General features: G+C 70.3%; 25 protein-coding genes. 7 read left to right on the top strand and 18 right to left on the bottom strand.

Going from position 1 to position 23,720, the window contains the following annotated elements; all coding sequences use genetic code 11:
• Window positions 1-412: 412 nt before the first annotated feature.
• The 3 genes from rlmN to DEJ25_RS14195 all read right to left on the bottom strand — a co-directional run bounded on the left by rlmN (window position 413) and on the right by DEJ25_RS14195 (window position 3,550).
• On the bottom strand, window positions 413-1,645 hold the full coding sequence (gene rlmN / locus DEJ25_RS14205; protein WP_110905192.1) for a 23S rRNA (adenine(2503)-C(2))-methyltransferase RlmN: 1,233 nt from the start codon (window positions 1,643-1,645) through the stop codon (window positions 413-415).
• Window positions 1,646-1,755: 110 nt separating this feature from the next.
• The gene (locus DEJ25_RS14200; protein WP_111045096.1) at window positions 1,756-2,664 is read right to left on the bottom strand and encodes a C40 family peptidase; all 909 of its coding nucleotides are present in this window, start codon (window positions 2,662-2,664) and stop codon (window positions 1,756-1,758) included.
• Window positions 2,665-2,833: 169 nt separating this feature from the next.
• Window positions 2,834-3,550, bottom strand: coding sequence for a pyridoxamine 5'-phosphate oxidase family protein (locus tag DEJ25_RS14195; RefSeq protein WP_111045095.1), 717 nt, complete (start codon window positions 3,548-3,550; stop codon window positions 2,834-2,836).
• 57 nt (window positions 3,551-3,607) lie between these two features.
• Here DEJ25_RS14195 and DEJ25_RS14190 point away from each other — a divergent pair, with 57 nt between their 5' ends.
• Complete coding sequence (locus tag DEJ25_RS14190; RefSeq protein WP_111045094.1) at window positions 3,608-5,101, top strand: PLP-dependent aminotransferase family protein; 1,494 nt, start codon at window positions 3,608-3,610, stop codon at window positions 5,099-5,101.
• 74 nt (window positions 5,102-5,175) lie between these two features.
• Here the strand turns inward: DEJ25_RS14190 and DEJ25_RS16790 are convergent, their stop codons facing one another.
• Window positions 5,176-5,343 (bottom strand): hypothetical protein, encoded by a 168-nt coding sequence (locus DEJ25_RS16790; protein WP_181421711.1) that lies wholly within the window; start codon window positions 5,341-5,343, stop codon window positions 5,176-5,178.
• A gap of 390 nt (window positions 5,344-5,733) precedes the next feature.
• Between DEJ25_RS16790 and DEJ25_RS14185 the strand changes: the two genes are divergently transcribed.
• Entirely contained in the window at window positions 5,734-6,198 is a 465-nt protein-coding gene (locus DEJ25_RS14185; RefSeq protein WP_111045093.1) for a MarR family winged helix-turn-helix transcriptional regulator, read from the top strand.
• A 62-nt stretch (window positions 6,199-6,260) separates the two neighbouring features.
• Here the strand turns inward: DEJ25_RS14185 and DEJ25_RS14180 are convergent, their stop codons facing one another.
• Together DEJ25_RS14180 and DEJ25_RS14175 are read right to left on the bottom strand one after the other, a co-directional pair.
• Window positions 6,261-6,809: a hypothetical protein gene (locus tag DEJ25_RS14180; RefSeq protein ID WP_111045092.1), complete on the bottom strand. Its 549-nt coding sequence runs from the start codon at window positions 6,807-6,809 to the stop codon at window positions 6,261-6,263.
• Between the two features lie 101 nt (window positions 6,810-6,910).
• Window positions 6,911-7,660, bottom strand: coding sequence for a hypothetical protein (locus DEJ25_RS14175; protein WP_111045091.1), 750 nt, complete (start codon window positions 7,658-7,660; stop codon window positions 6,911-6,913).
• Window positions 7,661-7,810: 150 nt separating this feature from the next.
• Between DEJ25_RS14175 and DEJ25_RS14170 the strand changes: the two genes are divergently transcribed.
• Window positions 7,811-9,034 (top strand): MFS transporter, encoded by a 1,224-nt coding sequence (locus DEJ25_RS14170; RefSeq protein ID WP_111045090.1) that lies wholly within the window; start codon window positions 7,811-7,813, stop codon window positions 9,032-9,034.
• Between the two features lie 107 nt (window positions 9,035-9,141).
• Here DEJ25_RS14170 and DEJ25_RS14165 read toward each other — a convergent pair whose 3' ends face one another.
• The 7 genes from DEJ25_RS14165 to DEJ25_RS16785 all read right to left on the bottom strand — a co-directional run bounded on the left by DEJ25_RS14165 (window position 9,142) and on the right by DEJ25_RS16785 (window position 17,813).
• Window positions 9,142-10,452, bottom strand: a complete 1,311-nt coding sequence (locus DEJ25_RS14165; RefSeq protein ID WP_111045089.1) for a family 1 glycosylhydrolase — start codon at window positions 10,450-10,452, stop codon at window positions 9,142-9,144.
• Window positions 10,449-11,387, bottom strand: coding sequence for a carbohydrate ABC transporter permease (locus DEJ25_RS14160; RefSeq protein ID WP_220033232.1), 939 nt, complete (start codon window positions 11,385-11,387; stop codon window positions 10,449-10,451). Before DEJ25_RS14160 ends, DEJ25_RS14165 begins: the two co-directional genes overlap by 4 nt.
• Window positions 11,377-12,336, bottom strand: a complete 960-nt coding sequence (locus DEJ25_RS14155; RefSeq protein ID WP_220033231.1) for a carbohydrate ABC transporter permease — start codon at window positions 12,334-12,336, stop codon at window positions 11,377-11,379. The genes DEJ25_RS14160 and DEJ25_RS14155 overlap by 11 nt, the downstream gene beginning before the upstream one ends.
• Window positions 12,333-13,595, bottom strand: a complete 1,263-nt coding sequence (locus tag DEJ25_RS14150) for an ABC transporter substrate-binding protein (RefSeq protein ID WP_111045087.1) — start codon at window positions 13,593-13,595, stop codon at window positions 12,333-12,335. The genes DEJ25_RS14155 and DEJ25_RS14150 overlap by 4 nt, the downstream gene beginning before the upstream one ends.
• A 117-nt stretch (window positions 13,596-13,712) precedes the next feature.
• Complete coding sequence (locus tag DEJ25_RS14145; protein WP_111045086.1) at window positions 13,713-14,759, bottom strand: LacI family DNA-binding transcriptional regulator; 1,047 nt, start codon at window positions 14,757-14,759, stop codon at window positions 13,713-13,715.
• 194 nt (window positions 14,760-14,953) lie between these two features.
• The gene (locus DEJ25_RS14140) at window positions 14,954-16,807 is read right to left on the bottom strand and encodes an arabinofuranosidase catalytic domain-containing protein (protein ID WP_220033230.1); all 1,854 of its coding nucleotides are present in this window, start codon (window positions 16,805-16,807) and stop codon (window positions 14,954-14,956) included.
• A 136-nt stretch (window positions 16,808-16,943) separates the two neighbouring features.
• Complete coding sequence (locus DEJ25_RS16785) at window positions 16,944-17,813, bottom strand: SMP-30/gluconolactonase/LRE family protein (protein WP_181427456.1); 870 nt, start codon at window positions 17,811-17,813, stop codon at window positions 16,944-16,946.
• 93 nt (window positions 17,814-17,906) lie between these two features.
• On the opposite strand from DEJ25_RS16785, the gene DEJ25_RS16780 reads away from it, so the two are divergent.
• Both DEJ25_RS16780 and DEJ25_RS14130 read left to right on the top strand, forming a co-directional pair.
• Entirely contained in the window at window positions 17,907-18,344 is a 438-nt protein-coding gene (locus tag DEJ25_RS16780; protein WP_220033229.1) for a MarR family winged helix-turn-helix transcriptional regulator, read from the top strand.
• A 133-nt stretch (window positions 18,345-18,477) separates the two neighbouring features.
• Entirely contained in the window at window positions 18,478-19,911 is a 1,434-nt protein-coding gene (locus tag DEJ25_RS14130; protein ID WP_111045083.1) for an MATE family efflux transporter, read from the top strand.
• Window positions 19,912-19,991: 80 nt separating this feature from the next.
• Here the strand turns inward: DEJ25_RS14130 and DEJ25_RS14125 are convergent, their stop codons facing one another.
• Entirely contained in the window at window positions 19,992-20,435 is a 444-nt protein-coding gene (locus DEJ25_RS14125) for a hypothetical protein (RefSeq protein WP_111045082.1), read from the bottom strand.
• Entirely contained in the window at window positions 20,432-20,626 is a 195-nt protein-coding gene (locus DEJ25_RS14120) for a hypothetical protein (RefSeq protein ID WP_111045081.1), read from the bottom strand. Before DEJ25_RS14120 ends, DEJ25_RS14125 begins: the two co-directional genes overlap by 4 nt.
• Before the next feature lie 299 nt (window positions 20,627-20,925).
• Here DEJ25_RS14120 and DEJ25_RS14115 point away from each other — a divergent pair, with 299 nt between their 5' ends.
• Together DEJ25_RS14115 and DEJ25_RS14110 are read left to right on the top strand one after the other, a co-directional pair.
• Window positions 20,926-21,159, top strand: a complete 234-nt coding sequence (locus tag DEJ25_RS14115) for a hypothetical protein (protein WP_111045080.1) — start codon at window positions 20,926-20,928, stop codon at window positions 21,157-21,159.
• A gap of 39 nt (window positions 21,160-21,198) precedes the next feature.
• Entirely contained in the window at window positions 21,199-21,756 is a 558-nt protein-coding gene (locus DEJ25_RS14110) for a MarR family winged helix-turn-helix transcriptional regulator (RefSeq protein WP_111045079.1), read from the top strand.
• Window positions 21,757-21,772: 16 nt separating this feature from the next.
• Here the strand turns inward: DEJ25_RS14110 and DEJ25_RS14105 are convergent, their stop codons facing one another.
• The 3 genes from DEJ25_RS14105 to DEJ25_RS14095 form a co-directional block, all read right to left on the bottom strand.
• Window positions 21,773-22,096 (bottom strand): ATP-dependent DNA ligase, encoded by a 324-nt coding sequence (locus DEJ25_RS14105; RefSeq protein ID WP_111045078.1) that lies wholly within the window; start codon window positions 22,094-22,096, stop codon window positions 21,773-21,775.
• 128 nt (window positions 22,097-22,224) lie between these two features.
• Window positions 22,225-22,533 carry a hypothetical protein gene (locus DEJ25_RS14100; protein WP_110905207.1) on the bottom strand — a complete coding sequence of 103 codons (309 nt, stop codon included), beginning with the start codon at window positions 22,531-22,533 and terminating at the stop codon, window positions 22,225-22,227.
• A 354-nt stretch (window positions 22,534-22,887) separates the two neighbouring features.
• Window positions 22,888-23,562 carry a GAF and ANTAR domain-containing protein gene (locus DEJ25_RS14095; protein ID WP_111045077.1) on the bottom strand — a complete coding sequence of 225 codons (675 nt, stop codon included), beginning with the start codon at window positions 23,560-23,562 and terminating at the stop codon, window positions 22,888-22,890.
• Window positions 23,563-23,720 lie beyond the last annotated feature (158 nt).

The following is a 23,720-nucleotide window of genomic DNA, read 5'->3' as shown; positions in this document are numbered from 1 at the left end:
TCATGACCCGACCAGCCGAAACCGATCGAGCACGAGGTCAATAAAATTGGCATTGACAATGTGCACGCTGTTGAGTTCTCAAGGACCAGACGCACTCCCCACACAACACCATCACGATGTCACGCCAGAGAGGCTGGTTCGTTGCCCGGGGAAGCACGGGGCCGGACTGCGTCTTCCAGGTCAGTGACCCGGTCAGTGTCTCGGCCGTTCCGTTCTCCGCCTCAGCGGCAACGAGTGATTACTTTACGCACGGGTGAACGGCAGCGCCAAGCCAGCCCGACGCCCGGGCGTGTCGCGTTCTACGCGGCGTCGTGGGCACGCGCCCCCAGGAACGCCGGAAGGCGCGGTGCGAACTCGCACCGCGCCTCCTGGCAGACCCGTCGCCATGGCGACCGGCATCGAGAACGGACCGTCAGTCGGCCGCGGCCAACTGCCCGCAGGCGCCGTCGATCTCCTTGCCGCGGGTGTCGCGGAGGGTCGTCGGGATGCCGGCGGCGTTGAGTCGGCGGACGAACTCGTCCTGCACGTGGACCTCGGACGAGGTCCACACGGAGCCGGGCGTGGGGTTCAGCGGGATCGGGTTGACGTGCACCCAGCCCTTGCCACGCTTGTTGAGCTTCTCCGCCAGCAGGTCGGCTCGCCAGGCGTGGTCGTTCATGTCCTTGATGAGCGCGTACTCGATCGACACTCGCCGGCCGGTCTTGACGTAGTAGTTGTGGGCGGCGTCGATCGCCTCGTCCGCCTTCCACTTCGAGTTCACCGGGATGAGCTCGTCGCGGAGTTCGTCGTCGGGTGCGTGCAGCGAGAGCGCGAAGGTCACGGGGATGTCCTCTTCCGCGAGCTTCAGCATCGCCGGCACCAGCCCCACAGTCGAGATCGTGATGCCGCGGGCACTCATGCCCAGGCCGTTCGGCTGCGGAGCGACCATGATCCGCACGGCGTCCATCACGCGCTTGTAGTTCGCGAGCGGCTCCCCCATGCCCATGAACACGATGTTCGTCACGCGCTCGGCGTCGACACGGTCCTGCCCGCCCTTGCGCGGGTCTCCCCCGAGTTCCCCGGCGGCGATGGCGGCGTTCGCGCGGACGATCTGCTCGATGATCTCGGCCGTCGACATGTTCCGGGTGAGGCCGGCCTGTCCGGTCGCGCAGAACGGGCAGTTCATGCCACAGCCGGCCTGGGACGAGACGCAGAGGGTGATGCGACCGGGGTAGCGCATGAGCACCGACTCGACCAGGGCGCCGTCGTGCAGCTTCCAGAGGAACTTGATCGTGTCGCCCTTGTCGGTCTCGAGACGACGGGTCTCGGTCAGCAGGGGCGGCAGCATCCCGGCGACGAGTTCCTCGCGCTGGGCCGCCGGCAGGTCGGTCATCTTCGCCGGGTCGGACGTGTAGTGCGTGAAGTAGTGGGTCGCGAGCTGCTTGGCGCGGAACCCGGGCAGCCCGAGCTCCTTCACCTTGGCTTCGCGCTCCGCCACCGTCAGGTCCGCCAGGTGCACCGGCGGCTTGCCCCGCTTCGGGGACGCGAACTGCAGCAGCGGTCGACCGTCGGTCCCGGTCGCCTGCTGCCATCCTTCGGTGCGCGGGCGCACCTGCGGGCGGGCAGAGCGCTGCTCCTCGAACGGTGTGCGGGTGTCGGTGGCCATCACTCCAGCTTACGGGAGGCCCGCAACCCCTCGAGCGCGCCGGTCCGGCCCGTCAGGTGGTCGCCGCCCCCGGGGTCCGTGTCCTGGTCAGGGGAGGGGGTGGTCGCCGCTCAGGAACCGGCGGGCAGGAGCCGGCTGAAGTGGTGCGCGGCCGGGTACATCGGGACGATGTCGACGACCTCGCCCGGGTGCGGTGCCTGGAGCACGAGCCCCTGGCCGAGGTACAGGCCGACGTGGTCCTCGTCGTCGTAGACCACCATGTCGCCCGGCAGCGCCTCGGACTCGGGCACCATCGTCGCGACGGCGTCCTGTGTCGGGACGTAGTGGGCGAGCTGGATGCCGACGGCCTGGTACGCCACCATCGTCAGCCCGGAGCAGTCGATGCCCGAGTGGCTGGCACCGCCCTCGACGTAGGGGTCCCCGAGGTACTGCAGTGCCGTCTGGAGCACGGTGGCGCGGTCGCCGCCGGCCGAGAGCGCAGCCGACAGTGCCGACTTCGCCTGGGTCTCGGTCACGCCGAAGCGGAGCACCAGGGTCGGGTACGACACGATCGAGGTGGTCGTCACACCGTCCGAGGACACGATCGGCACCTGGACGTCGTGGGCGACCGTGTAGGTCTGCAGGTCCTGCGACGTGGTGGTGGTCGCCGGAGCGGGGACAGCCGTCGCCGCCTCCGCCGGGATCGACAGCGACAGGGTCGAGGTGATCGCGAGCGCCGGGGCGAGGAGCAGCGCGGCACGCTTGGCGTTCGCGGCGCGGCGGACGTGGCGCGGGTCGGCGACGCGCTCGGCACGGAGTGCGGCGTTCCGCGAGACGAACGCGTTCGTCATCGGCTGCACGGCTCGGGCGGGACCGAGCGCGATCACGCGGGCCGGGCGCTGGTGCTCGACGAAGGTGGAGCGGGCGACGGCCGGACCCGCTGCGGAGCGGCGGCCACGGGTGCGCGGTCCGGGTGGGGAGGTCGGGACGGGTGCGGCTCGACGGTCGTCGTCGAGTGCGGGCAGAGCGTGGCGTCCCATGGTTCCTTCCGGGTCCGAGCCGCCCGGTTCGAGCGGCGACTCGGGAAGATAACGTATTGGTCACGAACCTGATCTCGCCTGGGGAACCGGGCCGCGAACCTGCGGTCCGTCACAGGTTCCCCGGACCGACACGTCTCGTCGGCCCGACGCGTCTCGCTGACGGAACTCGTCATGCGGAGGCGAGCCGGGCCTCCCGTCCCTCGGGGAGCGCATCGAGTCGTGCGGCGAGCGCGACCACGGAGGCATCGACCGGGGTTGCCGCGTCCGCGGCGAGCGCGCCGGGCACCGGCGCCCCCGCCCGGAGTGCGACGGGCAGGACGCCGGCCCAGGTGCGGTGGTCCTCGCCGTCGTCGGGTGACTCCCCCACACCGGCGGCGCGGACCTTGACGCTGGCGGCGTCGAGCGGGAGTTGCAGGACCTGGGTCTGGCGGACCTCCTTCGCGGTCATCTCGCGCAGTTCCGCCCGACGACCCGGCATGAGGTGGTCGGACACCTGGCGGAGCGCGTCCGCCCGGAGCTCGGCCGGTACCACGGTCGCCCGTCCGACCACCATCGCGCTGCGGTAGTTCGCCGAGCTGTCGAAGGTCGAGCGGGCGAAGACGATGCCGTCGAGGTGGGTGATCGTCGCCGAGACGGGGACGCCTCCGGTCCCGGCGTCGAGGAAGAGTCCGCCGCCGGTCGAGCCGTGCAGCAGCAGGACCGGTCCGGCACCGAGGTCGCCGACGCCGTAGAGGAAGGGCAGCACGATCGGGAAGCCGTCGCGGACCAGGCCGACGTGGGCGACGAAGCCCTCGGCGAGGACCTGGCGGAGGACCTCGGGGTCGGTCTGCTGGCGGTCGCGGAGGCGTCGGATGGTCAGGGAGGGCAGGGCGTCGTCGGTGGGCACGCCTCGACGCTAGGGTCGGGACTGGATCAGCACGTAGACCAGATCGGGGCAGTTCGAATGGACCAGTCGAGCAAGGTGGCAGCCGTCGTCGCCCGGGTCCGACGGCTGGTCCATGACGGGACGCTCGGCGCCGACGACCCGCTGCCGTCCACTCGTGCCCTGGCGGCCGAACTCGGGGTGGCGCGCGGGACCGTGGTCGCGGCGTACGAGCAGCTCGACGGCGAGGGCTACATCCGGACGCGTCACGGGGCCGCTGCGCGTGTGGTCGGGGGCGCGGCCTTCGGCGCGGGGACGCGGCCGGAGGCGTCCGATGTGGATCCGGTTCCCCGGGTCGGCGGCGGGACGGACGTGCACCGTGCCTCCCGCCCGGGGCCGGCGCTGGACTGCCGGCCGGGGATCCCCGCCGTCACCGCGATCAGCGCGCGCGACTGGCGGGCGGCATGGCGGGCGGCAGCCGAGGCACCGCTGCGCAACGAACTGTCGAACCCGCTGGGCCTCCCCGCCCTGCGGGAGCAGGTCGTCGCGCAGCTCGGTCTGGCGCGCGGCTTCAGCCCGCCGGTGTCCGACGTCGTGGTCGCAGCGGGGACCTCTGAGGCACTCTCGCTGCTCGTCGAGGCACTCCGGTCCCGGCTCGGTCGCGCCCCGCGCATCGCGGTCGAGGACCCCGGCTACCGCTCCGGCCACCGGTCGCTGACGAGTGCAGGCGCGGAACTCGTCGCCGTGCCGGTCGGACCGGACGGCATCGACCTGGCGGTCCTCGCGACGACCTCGGCCGACGCGGTCGTCGTCTCGCCGACGCACCAGTACCCGCTCGGGTCCGTGATGCCGGTCGGTCACCGGCGGGCACTCCTCACGCGGGCCGCCGTGACGGGGACGGTCGTCGTCGAGGACGACTACGACTCCGAGCTCAGACACCGCGGCACACCCGTTCCGGCGCTCGCGGCGCTCGACACCGAGGGGGTGGTCGTGCACCTCGGTGGGTTCTCGAAGACCCTCGACCCGCGGTTGCGGTGCGCCTACGTCGTGCTGCCAGGCAGGGCCGGTTCACTCCGTGATGCGGTCCTCGCCGCGCGGACGGCGCGTGGTCCGGTCGTGGCGGAGCCGGTGCAGGTCGCGATCGCACACCTGCTCCGGACCGGCGCGTACCGGCGGCACCTCGGCCGGGTCCGGCGGGACTACACGCACCGCCGTGAGCGGATCGCGCTCCGGCTGACGGACAGCGGGGTCCCCGGCCTGGAGGCTCGTGCCCTGACCGGTGGGCTGCACGCGGTCCTGACGTGGCCGGCTCCGGAGGCCGGTGCGCCTGCGACCGGCGCTGGTGCGGCCGTTCCGTCCGGCGCGGACGTGGCAGCGCAGGCAGCTGCGGCAGGGGTCCTCGTAACCGACCTCGCGGACTACGAGACCGAGCGGTTCGGCCCCGGGGCGGCGCTCGGCTACGGGATTGCACTCGGCCGCGGAGTGGTGCTCGGGTACGGAGCGGTGACGCTGCCGGAACTCGACCGGGCGCTCGACGTGGTGCTCACGGCGATCCGCGGACCGGTGGCACCCTGACCGAAGTGGCGCAGGCTCCCGGCCGTCACGGATGACGTCGAGGACGCAGGCGGTCGGTCACCGTCGGCGGTCGGTCACCGTCGGCGGACGCGCTCCGTGGTGCCGGTGCGCCAGAGGTCGTCCAAGGACGGGACGGGCAGGTCCGCCGGGATCGCCCAGCCGCGCCGGGCGGCCTTGCGGGCGTATCGGTAGGTGGTGACGCGGAGCGGTTCCACGTCGTGGTTCGATTCGTACTTCGTCATGGCGTGCTCCCTGTTCACGGCGCCCACCCTCCGCTGGCGATGTCCGGCTCCGGAAGACGGGGCCTGCGACCACCCGCGGACTGCGGGACGCGAGACGAACTCTCTTCTTGGGCGGGACGCTACGTGACGTCGGAGGCGGCCGGGTGAACTGCGCCGGAAGTCAGCGCCATGCGGACGACGCCGCTGCGGTGAGACGCCGGCGTCACTGCGAGACGCCCCTGAACGACCGAGAGGCCGCGGACTTCGGCGGCGTCTCGTCATCCCGGCGGCGTTTCGGCCTCCGCGGCGCCCCGGCCTCCGCGCCTCGGGCTGTGCGGCGCCTCGGGCTGTGCGGCGTCTCTGCTCGCCGCGGATGTGCGTCCGGGCAGTCACCGGCGGCAGGATGGTCGCATGTCTGATGCACCTCCCGAGGGGATCGACGAACTGCTCGCAGCTTCGCGAGGGCTCCTCGGAGTCGTCGCACGGTCGCTTGCCCCGGCGCTCGAGGACGTCACGGTCCCGCAGTTCCGCCTGATCGTCCTCGTCACCACCCTCGGCCCGACCCGCTCCGGCGACCTGGCCGAACGCCTGGCGGTCGGGCCGTCCACCCTCACCCGCAACGTCGACCGGCTCGTCGCGGACGGCTGGGTCGAACGACTGCCGAGCGCGGAGAGCCGCCGCGAGGTGCTCGTCGGCGCCACGGATCAGGGTCGCGCGCTCGTCGCCGACGTCATGGAGCGCCGTCGCGTCGAGATCGTCGGGCTGCTCGCGAGCCTCGGGGAGGACGAGCGCGCCACCGTGTTCGCCGGAGCCGCGGTGCTCCGACGGGCCATGCACGAACCGCTGCTCGAGGAGATCTCGGCGTTCGGCGGCTGAGGTCCTCGCGGCAGCACTGACCGTCCGAACTCAGCCCTGTCCGGGTTCAGCCCCGTCCGAGTTCAGCCCCGATCGGCCTTCTCCCGCGTCGCACGCGCACGCGCCTTCTGCCGAGCGGCTTTCTCCCGACGCCGCCGCAGCTTCGGGTCGTGTCGCCGACGGTGCACCACCACCGGCACGCCGACGCCCAGGAAGACCACGCTGCTGATCGCCACTCCCACCGACCGGTGCAGCGCGCGGGTCTTCCGGTCACGCGCAGCGTCCGACGCCGGCACCACGGAGTCCCGATCGCCCGGGTCGACGAGCACCGCGAACCGCTGTCCGCGGTGGAAGGCGTCCTCGTCGCGCGACGAGTACCGCTCGAGCTCGGTGGTGCTGCTCCACCCGTCGACGGTCTGCTGTGTGGTCGGGATCCACTCGTCCCAACTGCTGTGCCGACCGTGGTGGTGTTGCTTCCGGACGCTCACCACCTCGGCGGTGGCGCGCACCCCGATCCGATGGAGTTCCACGTTCTGGTCGTGCGCCGCGACCGCCGGACCGAGTCCGAACGCCGTGACGATCAGGCCCAGCGTGCCGAAGTAACCCAACAGGTTCGGCAGGAGCTGCCACACCCCGGCTCCGAACCGACGCCAGGTGAGCGGCTGGGCCGGTCGGCGAGGACGTCGACGACGAGCGGGCCGCCGCCCGGGCTGCCCGGGTCGAGCAGGTCGGGTCACGCCCCGACCTCCGGACACGCGTCGACGTGTGGGTCCGCGTCGGCCTCCGACACCGCGTGCCGCCGCAGATCCCGCCGGCGGACGACGATCAACGCGACGACGACGGCGAGGACCACCGGGAGCAGGAGGACCGGCGGGAAGGAGTACGGGTTCCCCGCGACGAGGCCGGTCAGCAGGAAGAACGGCCCGGTCGACAGCACCGACGAGACGAGGGCCACCACCACCCAGCCCCACACGACCAGGCGCGTCAGTCGACGATCGCGGGCCGCGAGGTCGTTCGAGGCGTAGTGCGGCGCCGGTCGTCGGAGCGCCCGACGCGCGAGGGCCAGCACGAAGGCCAGGACGATGCCGAACAACACCAGCGCCCCGACGAAGCCGCCGGGGCCGAAGCTCAGTCCGAGCCCGAGGCTCAGGCTGGCACCGATCGACAGCGGGATGCACACGAGGACGACCCCGACGTGCACGAGCCGCCGCGCCGGCCCTGCGACCAGCATGCCGAGTCCGGCGAGGACGGCCGCGACGGGGACACCGCCGAAGACCAGCCCCAGGACCGCCTGGCCGAGGGGTTCCGGCAGTCGCAGGAGCCGCCCGAACGGCAGGCTCAGGAGCGCCGCGTTGACCACGACGACGGCGACCAGGACGATCGTCGCGAACACCCACGAGCCCGCACCCGGCCCCGCCGACGGCTCGGCCGCCCTCGCCCCCGCGTGCTCCTCGTCCGGCCACGGCGCTGCTGGACCCGTCATGTGTTCCCCCTGTCCCCTCCTTCCATCCTGCCCACCTCGGCCGCTGGCGTCCGGGAGGCCCGCCGCAGCCGAGCGCGTCTCGGTCCGGGTACGAACGGGCAGCGACCGTCACACCGGAATGGACGGCGCCGGAGCGCGCTTGTCGCGTCCATGACCTCACCAGCGGATCGACGCGGATGGCTCAGCGTCCTGTCGGTCGCCCTCGGCTCGTTCGTCCTCGTGCTCTCGGAGTTCCTGCCCATCGGGCTCCTGCCCGCCATCGCCGACGACCTGCACGTCGGCATCGGCACGGCTGGCCTCATGGTCGTCTTCACGGGCCTCACCGGCGCGGTCGCCGCCCCGGTCGTGACCGTCGCCACGTCGCGACTGGATCGTCGGACCGTGCTGCTCGGTCTGACGGTCCTGCTCGTGGTCGCGGACGCGCTGGCGGCACTGGCCCCGACGTTCTGGGTCCTCCTCGTCGCACGCATGCTGCTCGGGGTCGGCATCGGCGGGTTCTGGGCGATCGGGGCCGGGATCGCGGGCCGCCTCGTCCCGCCGGCGTCCGTCATCCGAGCCACGTCGCTGATCACGGCCGGGGTCTCGGTCGCGACGGTGGTGAGCCTGCCGCTCGGCGCCTTCGTGTCGTCGCTGGCGAGTTGGCGGCTGGCGTTCGTCATCGGCGGTGCGCTCGGCATCGTGGCACTCGTGCTGCAGCTCGCGATGCTGCCGCGCATCCCGTCCGTCCAGCGGGTGCGCTTCGCGACGCTCGGCGGACTGCTCCGGGTGCAGCGCGCCCGGGTCGGGCTCATCGCGACGGCGTTCCTCTTCGTCGCCCAGTTCGCCGCGTACACCTACGTCGCGCCGTACCTGCAGGAGTCCGTGCGCGTCGGCCCGGACACCGTCACGCTGGCGCTGCTCGTCTTCGGTGTCGCCGGCATCGCGGGGAACTTCGTCGCGGGCGTGACGCTGAGCCGGAACGTCATCGGCACGATCGGGGTGTCGAAGATCGTCCTGGCCGCCGCCGTCGTCCTGCTGCCCCTCGCGGCGCACTCGGTCGTCGGGGTGTTCGTCCTGCTCGTCGTGTGGGGCTTCGTCTGGGGCGCCCTGCCGCTCGGGACCCAGACGTGGATGTCGACCGCGTCCCCCGGTGGTTCGGAGAGCGGTCTGGCCCTGTTCGTCACGACGATCCAGTTGGCGATCGCGGCCGGCTCCGTGGTCGGGGGCGTGGCCGTGACGGGCTTCGGACTCGCCGCCGACTTCTGGTTCGCCGGTGCCGTCGCGGTCATCGGCGCGGTCGTGCTCCTGTCGCTCGGCTCGCGACGGTCGAGCGCCGTGCCCGAGGTCGCCGCCGCACCCGCGACCGCACCGGTCGCGACCGCAGCGGCGGACTGACCGGGTCCCGGCCGGCGCGGTCCCGGACGGCGCGGTGCCGGACGGGAACCAGGAGCCGGACGGGAGGCTCGGAACCGTCGCGTGCCGAGCCTCCCGTCCGCCCCCGGCTAGGGACGGCTGACGCTCGTCGCCGTCGCGACGGCACGGAACGCCGCCGCAGCACGCGTCTCGACGCGCTCGAGCGTGCCGTCCGCCCGCTCCTCGAGCCGGACCAGTCCCATCCGTCGGAGGAACGGCTCCTTCGCTCCCCCGACCAGCTGGCGGGCGGCCAGGACCTCGGGTGCCACCGCGAACTCCTCGACGTTCACCCCGCCCGAGGCGTACGACCAGTCGACGAAGTCGAAGACCGGCCACCACGTCCATCCGCGGATGTCGACCCCGGTGTCGGCGAGCGCCGTGACCGCAGCGGACGAGTCCTGCACCCACCGGGAGCGGAGGTCGTCATCACCCTCGATCGAGGTCTCGGTGACGAGCATCGGCAGCCCGTACCGCTCGGCGAAGCCCGTCAGTGACTCGACGAGTCCAGCTGTCCACCGGTCGTGGGCGTGTTGCACGGTGCCGTCCGGCCCGGACTCGAGCCGTCGCGGTGAGAGGTCCGGGTAGTAGTTCACCCCGAGCAGGTCCAGCGTGACGCCGCCGTCGACCAGCGCGGCGAGGCCGGCCGGGGTGGCTCCGTGCTCGAGCAGCCAGCCGTACGAACGGTGGCCGGGGTGGACGCGGCCGAGCACCAGGTCGGTCGGGACCGTCCCGAGTTCGGTGAGGAGCGCCGCCTCGGCTCCGAGCCCGGGGTCGGCGGCGCTGAACATCGAGGTGGCTTCGACGTGGACGATCGTCGCGTCGGGGTTGGCGGACCGGACTGCAGTGACGCTCTGCTGCATGCCGCGGGCGATGCCGAGGACCACCGCCGTCCAGCCGTCCCAGCCCGTCAGGGCCGGCGGCCACACCCCGCGGAGGCCCGCGAAGGACGCCGTGGTGATCGGCTCGTTGAGGGGTGTGACGTGATCGACGACGCCGGCGTAGCGGGCGGCGAAGGCACCGGCGAAGGACGCGATCGCCCCGGGGTAGGCGGGGTCGGCGAACGAGTCGTCGAGCCACGTCGGGGTGCCGTAGTGCACCAGGTCCGCGATCACGGTGAGCCCGATGTCCGCCGCGTACGCCAGCCGTTCGTCGAGGACGGCCCAGTCGAAGACACCCGGTGCCAGGTGCACACGTGGCCAGTCGACCCCGTACCGCAGGGCGGTCGCGCCGAGGGAGCAGACGAGGTCCAGGTCCGCGCGCCAGGCGGTGTCGTGTCCGGTGAGCTCGTGCTCGTCGAGCGGCGCCATCGCGAAGCGTTCCGGCGGGTGCACGCAGGTGTCCTCGATGCCCGCGATCCAGGTGAACGTCCCGGCACGGAACACCGTGCCCGCGGCACTCACTTCAACCCCGTGGTGGCGACGCCGGCGACGAAGTACTTCTGCGCGAAGAAGAAGCCGAGCGCGATGGGCACGAGCGAGATCACGGCACCGGCGAGCAGGACGGCGTGGTCGGTCACATGTGCTCCGCCGAACAGTGTCAGTCCGGCGGGCAGCGTCAGCATGTCGTTCGACGTGGTGACGACGAGCGGCCAGAGCAGGTCGTTCCAGAGCGCCATGCCGTTGAGGACGGCGACCGTCGCGATGGCGGGCTTCGCCAACGGCAGGATGACCTGCCAGTAGATCCGCCAGTGCCCGGCGCCGTCGATGCGCGCCGCCTCGTCGAGCTCGACGGGGATGTCGATGAAGAACTGTCGGAACAGGAAGATGCCGAACGCACTGGTCGCCCGCGGGATGATGAGCCCCTGGTAGGTGTTCAACCACCCCAGGTGGAACAGCTCTACGAACACCGGGATGAGCGTCACCTGGAACGGCACCATGAGGGTCGCGATGACCAGCACGAACGCCACGTTCCGGCCGACGAACCGCATCCGCGCGAGGGCGTAGGCACACATCGAGTCGAACAGCAGCGTCAACACCGTGGTGACGATGGTGAACACGAACGAGTTCGCCAGCAGGCGCAGGAACGGCAGCTGCTGCCAGACCCCGACGTAGCCGTGCAGCGTGGTGCTGGTCGGGAACAGGCTGGCCGGGTGGCCGAACAGGTCCGCCTCGGAGCGGAACGACCCGCTGACCATCCAGATGAACGGCACGAGGGCGAACACCAGTCCGATGCCGAGGTACACCCACTTCAGGACGGACCCGGTTCGCGCGGTGCCGGTGCGCCGGACCCGGGGTCGGGCTCCGCCACGGCTGGTGGACTGTCGGGCCGGTGTCGGACTGGAGGCACGGGTCGGCTCCGTCACGGACGGCCGCCCCACGGGCGCGTCAGTCGACATCGTCGTACCGGAAGAGCCGGAGCTGCAGGAGGGAGATGAGCATGATGATCACGAAGAGGACCCAGGAGATCGCCGACGCGTAACCGGTCTGGTAGTTGACGAACCCGTCGCGGTAGAGCAGGTTCACGAGCGTGTCGGTGTGGAAGACCGGACCGCCGCCGGTCATCACGTACACGAGGTCGAAGACCTGGAACGACTGGATCGTCAGGATCATCGAGGTGAAGAGCATGGTCGGGCGGATGCTCGGCAGGGTGATCCCCCAGATGGTCTGCCACGTGTTCGCGCCGTCGAGCCGTGCCGCTTCGTAGCGTTCGGCCGGCACGCCCTTGAGCCCGGCGACGAACAGGATCATCGCGAACCCGATGCTCTTCCACACCGACACGAAGACGATCGTGGGCAGAGCGAGCGTCGTCGACTGCAGCCAGGCGACGCTCGGCAGCCCGAGTGCCGCGGTGATGCCACCGACCAGGCCGATGTCGGGGTCGAGCAGGAACTTCCAGACCAGGCCGATCGTCACGAGTGACACGATCGTCGGGAAGAAGAACACCGAGCGGACGATCCGGTTCGCCAGGGTGTCCTGCTGGAGCAGCAGCGCGGCGACGAAGCCGAACACCACCAGGAGCACGACCGAGACGATCGTGAACTCCAGCGTGATCCGCAGTGCGTTCCAGAACTGCCCGTCGTGGAACAGCGTGACGTAGTTGCCGAAGCCGACGAACGGTTGGGTCGCCGCACCGACGGTCCAGTCGAAGAACGAGTAGTACAGCGACCGGAGGATCGGGAAGACCACGAACGCGCCGAGGATGAGCAGCGACGGGGCCATGAAGAGCCAGGCCGGCTGGAACCGGCGCGCTCGGCGGCGGGCGGAGCGGGCCTCCCTCCCATCTGGGGCGGCGGCCCCGCCGCGCGGGGCGCGTGGCGGGGCCGAACCGGTGAGCTGGTCGGTCACTTGCTGCAGCCCGTGAGGCCGTCGATCGCCTGACCGGCACTCTTCGTGGCGTCGGCGACGGACTTGCCGCGGGTGATCTCGCCGATGAGCGGGACGTAGGCGTCGGAGTCGACCTTCGTCGCGTTCGTCACGTGCGGCAGGTACAGGCGGGCGTCCGGCACCTGGCTGGCGAAGACGGACACCGTCGGGTCGGCGGTCAGCTTCGGGTCGTCGGACAGGTCGGTGCGGAGCGGCGGGAACCCGGTCTGCAGCGAGAACTTCTGCTGGGCGGTCTTCGACGTCCAGTACGCCAAGAACTCCTGCGCCTGCTTCGGGTACTTCGTCTTCGCGGAGATGGACAGGGGTGCGATCGAGCCGAGCGTGCTCGACTTGCCGTCCACGCCGACCGGGACCTTCACGATGCCGAGGTCGATGCCGGCGTCCTTGTACCCGGAGGCTGCCCAGGGCCCGTTGATCTCCATCGCTGCCTTGCCGGCGGAGAACAGCGAGTCCGCTTCGGCACCGGTGAGGCCGACGGGGCTGACCTTGTCCTTCGCGACCAGGTCCGCCCAGGTCGACAGGCTCTTCTGCCCGGCTGACGTCTGGACGACGCTGCAGCCCTTGCCGCTGACGATGTCGCCGCCTTCGAGCCACTGCAGAACCGGCCACATCTGGATGGTCTGGTTGTCTGCGAGTGCGATGCCGTACTTGCCGCCGGTGGTGAGCTTCTTCGCGTCCGCCGCCATCTCCTGCACGGTCTTCGGCGGGTCGGTGATGCCGGCGTCCGCGAAGAGCTTCTTGTTGTAGTACAGGCTCAACGTGGCGAAGTTCGCGGGGACGCCGTAGAGCTTGCCGTCGTAGGTGAACTCCTCGACCGTGCCCGGGGCGAACGACCCGGTGTTGATCTTGCCGCTGCCCTCGCCGGTGGCGGTGATGGGCAGGACGGAGCGGGTCTTCACGTACTGAGCGACGGCGTTCGGGTCGGACGACACCGCGGCGACGTCGGGGCCCTGACCGGTGAGCCAGGCCGACGGCAGCTTCTGCTGGATCGTGTCCCAGGGCTGCACGGTCATCTCGACCTTGATGTCCGGGTGCGACTTCTCGAAGTCCTTGACGATGGTGGCGTAGCCCGGACGGTCGCCACCGGTGAACCCGGTCCAGACCTTGAGGGTGGCGGGGCCGTCCTGGGCGGCGTTGCCGCCGGCGGAACAACCGGTGAGGACCAGTGCCAGTGCGGCGGCACCGGAGACGACCGCGAGGGTCGTGCGTGCGTGCTTCATCGGGGAACGCTCCTTTGCGTTACGGGTGCTGTGGGGTGGTGCGGGTGTTCGGGGTGTTCGGGGTGTTGTGCTCGGTGTTCGTGTTCGGTGTCGTTCTGGTCAGTGGGGGTCGGCGGATCAGGAGCCGTCGGGGTCGCAGCCGCACGAGCCGCGGAGGACGATCTCGACGTCGAGTTCGGTGTGGGCGTGGCCACCGGGGCGCCGGTCGACGAGGTCGAAGAGCCGCTCGGTGGCGATCCGCCCCATCTCCTCGGCCGGGACCCGGATCGTGGTGATGCCCGGGGTGGTCACGCGGGCGAAGCCGAAGTCGTCGAACCCGACGACCGCGACGTCCCCCGGCACGTCGATGCCGGCCCGTCGGAGCACGGCGAGGCCGCCGACCGCCATGTCGTCGTTGGCGAACACGATGCCGTCGAACGGGAAGGCGTCGTCGTCGTGTCGTTCGCGCAGCACCTGCTCGACGGCTGCTGCGCCGGACTCCTCCGCCAGGTCGCCCTCGATGACGGCGATCTCGGTCAGGCCGTGCGTCTCGGCTGCCCGGAGGAAGCCGTCGCGCCGGTCGATGCCGGTCTGGTGGTCGAGTGTGCCGGACACGTGCAGCAGTCGACGCCGTCCGTGCTGGGTCACGAGGTGCTCGACGAGCCGCTCGGTCGCCGCGACGTCGTCGATCCCGACACTCACCGCGTCGGCGAGGTGTGGGTAGTTGCCGATGAGGACGACCGGCAGACCGCTCGCGACGAGCCCCTCGACGTGGTGGTCGTCGATCGCGGCGCTGGTGACGATGGCTCCGTCGGCGGTCCGGGAGCGCATGACCCGCTCGTAGGCGACGCCGCCGTTCGAGGTGTCCGCGTTGGTCGAGACGATGACCTGGGCGTCGTGGGCGTTCGCAGCCGTGGACATGCCGGTCAGGACGTGCATGAAGTACAGGTGGCCGAAGACGTGCGCGGAGGAGTTCGGGACGACCAGGGCGACGGCGTCCGCCCGCTGGCTGCGGAGGGCGCGGCCGGCGGAGCTCGGGACGTAGCCCAGGTCCTCGGCGGCCTGCTTGACGGCGGCTCGGGTCTTCTCGCTGATGCGCTCGTGGCCGGAGAGCGCCATGCTCGCGGCGGCCGAGGTGACGCCGACCTTCGCGGCGACGTCCTTCAGGGTGACGGACTTCGGCATGGTGTCGCCTCCTCGTCGTGAGCGCGGCCGAAGCCGGCGCTTTATCGATTAACTCTGCTGCCATCCTGCACCTGCTTAATCGATGAAGCAAGCCCTTCCGCCATTTTCTGCGGAGCCACATGGGCCGAGACGGGAGGCTCGGTGCCGGACCGGCACCGAGCCTCCCGTCCGCGGTCGTCCGCGACCGGTCCCGGTCAGTTCAGCCGGAACACCTGCGGTGCCGCGCCGTTGCAGTCGTAGAGCTGCAGGGCGGTCCCGTTCGCGGTGTTGCCCGACGGTACGTCGAGGCACCGGCCGGACTGCGGGTTGAGCACCGACCCGTTGGCCTGCGGGATCCACTGCTGCCCGCCCACGCCGTTGCACGTGTACAGCTCCAGGTGCGTGCCGTTCGCGGTGGCGTTGCCGTCCAGGTCCAGGCACCGGCCGAGGGTCCGGATGGTGTGGTCACCGGCACTGTAGGCCCACTGCTGGTCGGTCGTCTGCTCGTCCGTCAGGATGGTCTGGCAGTCGAACACCTGCACCTGCTGGCCGTTCTGTTGCAGGTCGTTGCCGGCCACGTCGACGCACTTGCCGCCGATGGTGCCGATCGGCACCGCCGCGACGAACTTCTGCGCGGCGTTCCCGGTGCAGTCGGAGAGCTGCAGTGCGGTGGCGTTCGCGGTGTTGCCCGACGGGACGTCCAGGCAGCGACCGGACTGCGGGTTCTTGATCGACCCGTCCGGCTGCACGATCCACTGCTGGCCGCCGACGCCGTTGCAGTCGTAGAGCTCGACGTGGGTGCCGTTGGCCGTGCCGCTGCCGTTCGCATCGAGGCAGCGCCCGAGCGTGCTCAGGGTGTGAGCACCGTAGACGCTGCCCAACCAGTGCTGGTCCGCGGCGAGCGTCTGGCAGTCGTACAGCTGCACGACGGCTCCGTTGCCACCGACGTCGTCGCCGGCGGCGTCGACACACTTGCCACCGGGCGCGGTGATCGCAGCGCCCGGTCCCCCACCGGTGGAGACGCCCTGGTAGTTCTGCGCGACGATGTTCGCCTGCACGGCGGTGTCGGCCGCGTCGGTCGAGTACCCGGTGGTCATGACGCCCTCGAAGAACGACTGGGTGCCGCGGTTCGAGTTGTCACCGCCGGCACCGAGGACGATCGAGCCCTCGAGCTTCATCGGGGTGTAGCCCTGGCCGTCGCCGTCCCGGTCGGTGGGTAGGGCGCCCTCGTACCACTTGGACAGGGCGCCGGACTGCGCGTTCCCTCCCTTGAGGGCGAAGTTCGCGACGCCGTCGTTCTTGAGCAACGCGGTGACGAACTTCGAGCTGTTGCCCGTGTTCGCCGTGTTGATCGCGGTCTTGCCCTCGTAGACGCCGTTCTCCAGGTCCGCCTGCACCCAGGGCCCGCGGCCGGCACTGCCCTTGCCGTTGAGCATCGACAGGTTCAGGGCGTCCATGTGCCCCTTGCCGGTGTCCTTCGACTGGGTCTCGACGTTGCCGAAGTCGGAGCAGCAGCCGTGATTGACGTTCGTGCCGCTCGCGACCTCGTACATCGACTCGGGGCTGGCCCCTCGCGCCGTGCCCTTCGCCACCGTGCTCGAGATCCGGTAGGCGACCTGCTGCGGCATGAAGACGCCGTACGCCTTGTGCCCGGCGACCGTGATCGGCAGCGCTGCCGCGTCGGCCGCGTGGTTCGCCGGGCCGGCGTCCCCGGCGCCGGCCACGGTGAGGTCGTTGTGGTTCGGCGACTGGTCGTAGATCTTCGGGATGGTGCAGGAGGTGCCCGCGCAGAACGTGTCCTGGGTCGCGGCGTTCGCGTACCCGCCAGCGGCGAGCAGGCCGACGTTCGTCGTGGCCCCGTCGGAGGCGCGCTGCACCTGGTAGAGCGGGCCGTTGTAGGACGCGTACAGCGCTCGCGTCGAGCTGTAGGCGGCGACGCACGACGTGCCCGCGCCGGCGTAGGTGTCGCACGGGCCGTTGGTGGCGGCGGCAGCACTGCCGGCGCCAGCGGTCGCGGCGAAGAGGCTCCCGGTGACGAGAGCGAGCGCTCCGAGGGTGGCGGCGACCATGCGCCGCCTCCTGGAGATGCACCTGATGTGCATGGTGGTTCCTTCCGAGCGTCGTTGTTCGGTGGACGGCCGATCGTTTGTTTAAACGATTAACCAGAGCCATCGTACGCCGGAGCACGTCGTTGGTCGAGGGTGACTAGTGCCCGGGCACCGGAACCCGCACCGCACTGATGCGTCCGGCGTGCGTCCGGGCCGTGGTCGCCGGGTCGTAGCTGTCCGCCGTCGCCAGGTACAGCGTCCGCCCGTCCTCGCCACCGAGGGCGCAGTCGATCGCACACCGACCGGGAGCGTCGATGCGGTCCGTGACCTCGCCCCCCTCGACGACCCGGAGGAACTCCCCCGTGTCGACCGAGCACACCCAGATCGCCCCCTCGGCGTCGACCGTGCTGCCGTCCGGGGTGACACCCTCGGGCAGCGCTGCCCACTCGCGGCGCCCGGTCAGGGACCCGTCGGGCTCGATGTCGAACGCCGTCAGCTTTCCACCCCACGTCTCACTGACCACCAGGGTGCGGGTGCCGGGCAGGACGTTCGCACTGTTCGGGAAGACCAGACCCTCTGCCGCCAGGCGGAACGAACCGTCCTGCTCGATGACGTAGAGCGGGCCCGGGCGGAGTTCCTCGCCGGCGTAGAGGTCGTAGCCGAACGCGCCGATGTAGGTCCGACCGGTCTCGGGGTCGACGACCAGGTCGTTGACGAGCGACGACTCGACCGACGACAGGTCCGCGAAGACGCTCGTCGTGCCGTCACCCTCGACAGCCACGACCGTGCGGGACTCCATCGAACTGACGACCAGGCGGCCGTCCGGCAGCCAGCCGAGGCCGGACGACTGCCCGGCGACCGTGGCCTCGAGACGGGGGGCGGCGTCCGCGCCGCCGTCCGGGTCGATGGAGAAGACCTCGCCGGTGTGCATGTCCGAGTACCAGAGCCGGCCCTCGTGCCAGCGGTTCCCCTCGGGGAAGCGGATGCCGGTGACGACGTCGGTCGCGGAGTCCAGGGTGATGTGCACCAGGCCAGCATGCCAGTCGCCCCACTGCCCGATCGCAGCATGGGCCCGGGCTCCTCGTTGACAGTTAGAGCTCGAACACTTAGAGTTCTCATCATGCAGGCACCGCACTTCGACACGCCCCTCCAGCTCATGCGTTGGATCGGGTGGGCCCAGCGCAAGGCCGCCGACGAGTGGGTGCGTGAGCGTGACCTCTCGCACGAGCAGAGCTTCGTGCTCGGCTACCTGCAGCAGAACCCGGGCGCCATCCAGCGCGACATCGCCGAGATGACCCGGACCAGTGCGGCCAGCGTGTCGAGCCTCCTGCAGGGGCTCGAGAAACGGGGCCTCATCGAACGACGTGCCGACGCCGGGAACGCCCGGACGAAGCTCGTGTACGCCACCCCCACCGGCATCGACCTGATCGCCGGGTTCGAGGACGCGATGCTCGCCCTCGACGACCGCCTGCTCGCCCCGCTCAGTCCGGACGAGCGCGCCACGCTCCGCGACCTCCTGCTCAGGGTGACCGCGGAGTTGCCGGAACCCACCCGGTAACCGCAGCAGAGCCTCCCGGCCGTCCGCCGGAGGCGCGAGCCTGCCCACGCGACGGCACCCGCCGACGCGTCCCATCGCCATGCCGTGACGGCACTGCCGTCGCGCGCTCGGTCCTGCCCGGAAGGGGACAGTCATGAGCAGCACCACACAGCCCACGGACACCGCAGCGGAGAAGAACCGCTGGTACCTCTCCGCCGCCCCGATCCTCCGAGCCCTCGTGCACCTCTGCGTGCCGATGGCGGCGGCGATGGTCGTCAGCGCCCTGTACAACGTCATCAACGCCGGGTTCATCGGCGCCCAGCACGACACCGCCCTGCTCGCCGCCATCACGTTCGGCACCCCGCTGCTCGGATTGGTGATGGCCGTCGGCGGTGTGTTCGGCGTCGGCGGCAGCTCCCTGATGTCGCGGCTGCTCGGCGCGTCCGAACACGACCCGGCGAAGGCCGGCGAGATCAAGCACGTCGCCTCGTTCGCCCTCTGGGGCTCGGTCGTCACCGGCATCGTGCTCGGCGGGCTCGGGCTGCTGTTCCTCAACCCACTCGTCGGCCTGCTCGGAGCGGACGCCGCCGCCGTGCCCGCCACCAGCGCCTACGTCAGCGTGATGCTCGTCTTCGTGCCGGTGCTCGCCGCCGCGTTCTGCCTGGAGCAGATGGTCCGCGCCGAAGGTGCCGCCCGCCAGGCGATGATCGGGCTGGTCCTGTCGACGATCGGCAACCTGGTCTTCGACGTGCTGTTCATCCTGGTGCTGCACTGGGGCGTCGCGGGAGCCGCGCTCGCGGTCGGCCTGGCGAACCTGGTCAGCATCGTCTACTGGGTGCTGTGGCTCGGGAAGCACAGCGAGAACGTCAGCCTCTCGCTCCGCTGGTTCACGCTCCGTCGATCGGTCCTCGGGCCGGTGTTCGGCATCGGCGTCAGTGAGCTGCTGCAGGCCGGGTTCCTCATCGTCACGACCCTGGTGCTCAACAACCTCGCAGCGCAGTACGGCGACGACCCACTCGCCGCTATGGGCGTCGCCGTCCGGATCGCCCAGGTGCCGGAGTTCCTGGTGATGGGCGTCACGATCGGCGTCCTGCCGCTGCTCGCCTACGCGTACGGCAAGGGCGACCGGGAGCGGCTGCGCTCGGCACTCCGGGCGTCGGCCCTGACGGTCGGGGCGATCGTGTTGCTGTTCTCGGGCACGGTGTTCGTGTTCCGGGAGCAGGTATTCACGGTCTTCTCCTCCGACCACTCAGTTCTGGCGATCGGCCTGACGATCCTGGTCGCCCAGCTCGTCGCCACGGTCGTGAACGGCTTCACCGGGCTGTTCACCTCGCTGTTCCAGGCGGCCGGTCTCGCCACCCCGGCGATCGCGATGTCCCTGTCGCAGGGCGTGCTGTTCATCCCGATCGTCCTGCTCGGCAACCTCTGGTTCGGGCTCGCCGGCATCATCTGGGCGCTGACCGTCACCGAGGTCCTGGTGTTCGTCGCCGGGGTCGGGATCTGGCTCGCGTCGCGTGGCCGCATCGATCGCGGGCTGGCCACCGGCAGCGCCGAGCGGGCGGAAGCGGTGCTCGCCGAGGCCGTCTGACGGGAGGTCCGGCCGGACCGAGGCACCCAGGCTCGGTCCGGCTCGTGGTCACCGCCGTCAGCTGGGACGGGCGCGGTCGATCACCACGAGGAAGGGACCGTCAGGCTCCGGTGGGGAACGCTACTTGGACGGCACGGACGCGGAGGAAGTCGAGCTCCTCCGAGTCCGTGCCGGTCTCGCTCGTGGAGTACCGACCGTGATGCCGAGGGGCGAGCGATCGACACGTTCGCCCGCTCGTCCTGCAGGTGGTCACCCAGCACCATCCGGCCGCCGTGCACCCAGACCAGCGACGGCACGACACCGCGTGCCGTTCGGGGGCGGTACAGGCGGATGCGCATCCCCGGTGAGCCAGCGGTCGCGGGCAGGTCGATGTCCTCGACGATCAGGTCGGGAGGCCCGTCGGCCACAGCAGACCGTCCGCGTGGCCGCGTGGCCAGTCGGGCGAGGCGCGGGCCGATGGCGATGGCGATGGCGACGGGCGGGATGAAGCGCCCGAGAGCGAGGCCCAGGTGGAACGTGGTCATGTGGTCGTCGTGCCGGTGAGGGCCGTCCCGATCCTCGAGATCGTCCGCCGCATCGCGTGCTCGTCGTGGTCCTGCTGCTCGTCGAGCATCCAGAGGTGCACCGTCGCCGTGCCGGCCTCCCGCGAGTCCCCTCCCTCGCGGCGAGGGAGATCGCGATCCCCCACCGGTTCGTACTGCCGGGCGGGTGGCATCACTGAACACCTCGAGGCCGGTGACCTCCTGCCCTGTGGCGATCGAGATGCCCGCCCCGCCGGACGGCTGGTTGCCCCTCAGGCTGGAAGGAGCCGCGTGCACAGCCACCTTTTCTCGGCGGCCTCCTCACCCGAAGGCGGCTTGCTGGGTCGATGCGACTCGGCGGGGCAACCAGATCAGAAGCGTTCCTGCCCTCAGCAGTGCCATCCCGTTCATGCGTTCACATGGTTCGGTGCGCAAACGGTACACGTCCCTGAATGTTCAGTTGCGAAAACCGTTCAGGTCGTGAAGGATTCTGGTGTCCGGGCATCGAAGGCCGGGCATCGAGCAGCAGAAGGTGGCGAGGAACATGCACAGCACGTACCAGGGAATGCCCCGGACGACGCACACGGCGGGCGCGCACCGGCGCTACGGCCTGACGGACCCGACGGTCATCGAGACGTACGCGTCCCGCCGGGCGGAGGACCCGTCGCTGCTGAGTGGGAGCACCGGGCCGTCGTACGCGGACTTCTTCGCCGCACCCACCGTCTGACATGGTCGGATCCGCACCCCGTTCCTCGGAGGATTCGTCGTGCCGTTGACCGTCGTCCGCCGTGAGCACATGCACCTCTACGCGCGGGAGCCACGCTCTCGGGCCGCGAAGAACGCGGTCGAAGCGCTGTTGCGCCTCCAGCACGCGGAAGAGCAACAGCTCGAGCAGGCCCGGAAGGAATCCGGCCTGACGAAGAACGAGTTCCACGCGGTCCGGTACATGCTCCAGGCCCACCGCGACGGGCGGATCATGGGGCCGAAGGACCTCGCCGTGATGCTCAACGTGTCGAACGCGTCGGTGACGAAGATCGTCGACGGACTCGTGGCGAAAGGGGACTTCGTCCGCGCGCAGCACCCCACGGACCGGCGGGCGCAGGTGCTGGAGCCGACCGTGCAGGCCGCAGAGAAGATCGACGACGCCTACGCCCGGTACCACCGGGTCGTGGTCGAGATCATCGACCACCTACCGAAGGAGGACAACGACGTCCTCGCCCGGTCGCTGGAACAGGTCACCCAGGCCCTCGACGCAGCGGATCCGTCTCCCGCGTTCGAGGACGAGTACGTCGTCGAGGACGAGGACGAGGACGCCATCGAGTAAGCGTCACGACGACGCGTCATTGCCCGTCAACACTCCCTGATCCGGTCGGTTCAGGGATCATCTGGAGCCCACCGTTGCTGTTGACCGACCGCTTCAGGACGTCGAGCCACGCCTCGTTGACAGCCGGGGCCCTGCTGCCTTCGAACTTGAAACGGAGGCTCACGGTCGGGAAGATCCAGATGGTGCTCCGACCATCACCTTTCGACACGGGTTCCTTCCAGGAGAACGCGAAGCTCTCCTGACGGCGCAGCTTGCTGATGATGACGATCTGGAGGTGCGCGAGGGTGCGGTCGTCCATCTGGATCTCGGCGCTTTGGCCGTCGTAGATCAAGTACCCCATGTGGTTCTTCTCTCCGGTCGTGGTACGCGGTTGCAGTGACGTCTCGGAAGCCAGCCGCCAGGCCTGCGGACCAGCTCGGGCAGCACGGAGACGTCTGGAGCGAAGCCCCGGTGGAGCGAACGGGTTCGCTAGTTGGCGTCGGCCCACTGGGGGCCTTCGTCGAGGTCGGATTCCCTTGCGGCAGGACCGGTCAGCGTCCGTGCGTCGCCTGCCGGGTTGAGTGATCCCGTCGGCCGTGCGGCGTCCAGCAGCCGGACGGCGTCAGCTGAGCTGATGACCCAGGTCATCGTGGCGGTGACCGTTGCGGTCGTGCTGTCACTGAGATCGTCCGCGATGAAGTTCACGGCGACCTGACTGATCTGCTCCGCATGGACGGTGACGTTCTTGACACCGTCCACGATCGCTCGATCGTCGTAGGGAAGGTTGGAGAGAGCCATGCGGATCCGATCGGTTGCAGGTGAGGTGGCGAACGGCCGCGACCGAAAGTCGGGTGCTCGTGGCCGTTCGCGTGGAACAGGCGAAGGGGCACACCCTCGAGTAGCTGCTCAGGCGCTTCAGGCAGGTCCTGAGTTCGAACGAGACCGGCATCTCGATGGAGCGAGCCGCTCAGGGCCCGAGCCAACGGACAGCAGGTTGTCACCTACTTCTGGGAGCCGACACATGTGAGTGTGCGACGCCCGAGAAGAGGCGATGACAGCCAGCAGCCCGCGTGGAGCGTTCAGATCGGCGACGAGGCATGTTGCCCTGGAGATGAACGCGGTACCGACGCGGCGGGTGCGTTTCGGCTGTTGTCAGCCGGTTCGGTGCTGGTCGTCTTCGTCGTGACAGAGGTCAACGCGGCGGTCGAGGATCGCTTCGGCGAGGGTGTGGAGCGGTTGAGCGTTCGCGAACGCACGTGCATGGATGATGAGGAGCGCGTTCTCGACCGACACGTCGAGTTGCGCTGCCACCATCCCGGTTGCTTGTTGGACGTGTCGCCCGGACGGGTGCGTGACGGACGCGGCGGTAGGGGTGGCACGGGTGTCCATGTCGCGGACGGCGCCGGCGAGGATCCGTTGCGCGGTGAGGCCGGCCAGATGTGTCGCGTTGGTGATCTCTGCCGATGAGAGCGGTTTCGTGTCAGCCAGGTACAGGGTGACAGCGCCGATGTCGAGTGAGCTGGTGAAGAGGGGGAAGGACAGCACCCCCGACCAGCCCGTTCGTTGCAACATCACGAGGGCCGTCGGCCAGTCTTCCGCGTTGGCAGTGGCGAAGTCGTACACGGTGACGGGGCTCCGATCCCGGAGCGCTGACCAACCCGGGCCTTCCCCGAGTGCGACCTGCTGTTCGTCGGCGGTTGCAGCGCTCGGGCCGGATGCGGCGACGAGCGCCGTTCCGAAGATCCCCCCGAAGGTGGAGATCGCCGCTGCCGCAACCGGGAGGGAGTTGACGAACGGGCCGGTGAGGTCGTCCGGCGGGTGCTGCATTGCATCATCGGACCTGAGCATGGGCGCTCCCATCGGGATGGGCTGCAGCGCGGGGTCCAGGTACTGAAGCGATTGCGATGAGTGTACGTCTCGAACCTGTCCGCGCCACCCCTGGTGGAGCAATGATCGACGGCACCGGCCTCAGCAGGGTCTCTCTG

This window comes from Curtobacterium sp. MCPF17_011 (genome assembly GCF_003234145.1).
Lineage (GTDB): Bacteria > Actinomycetota > Actinomycetes > Actinomycetales > Microbacteriaceae > Curtobacterium.
This window is presented reverse-complemented; position numbering and strand designations above follow the sequence as displayed.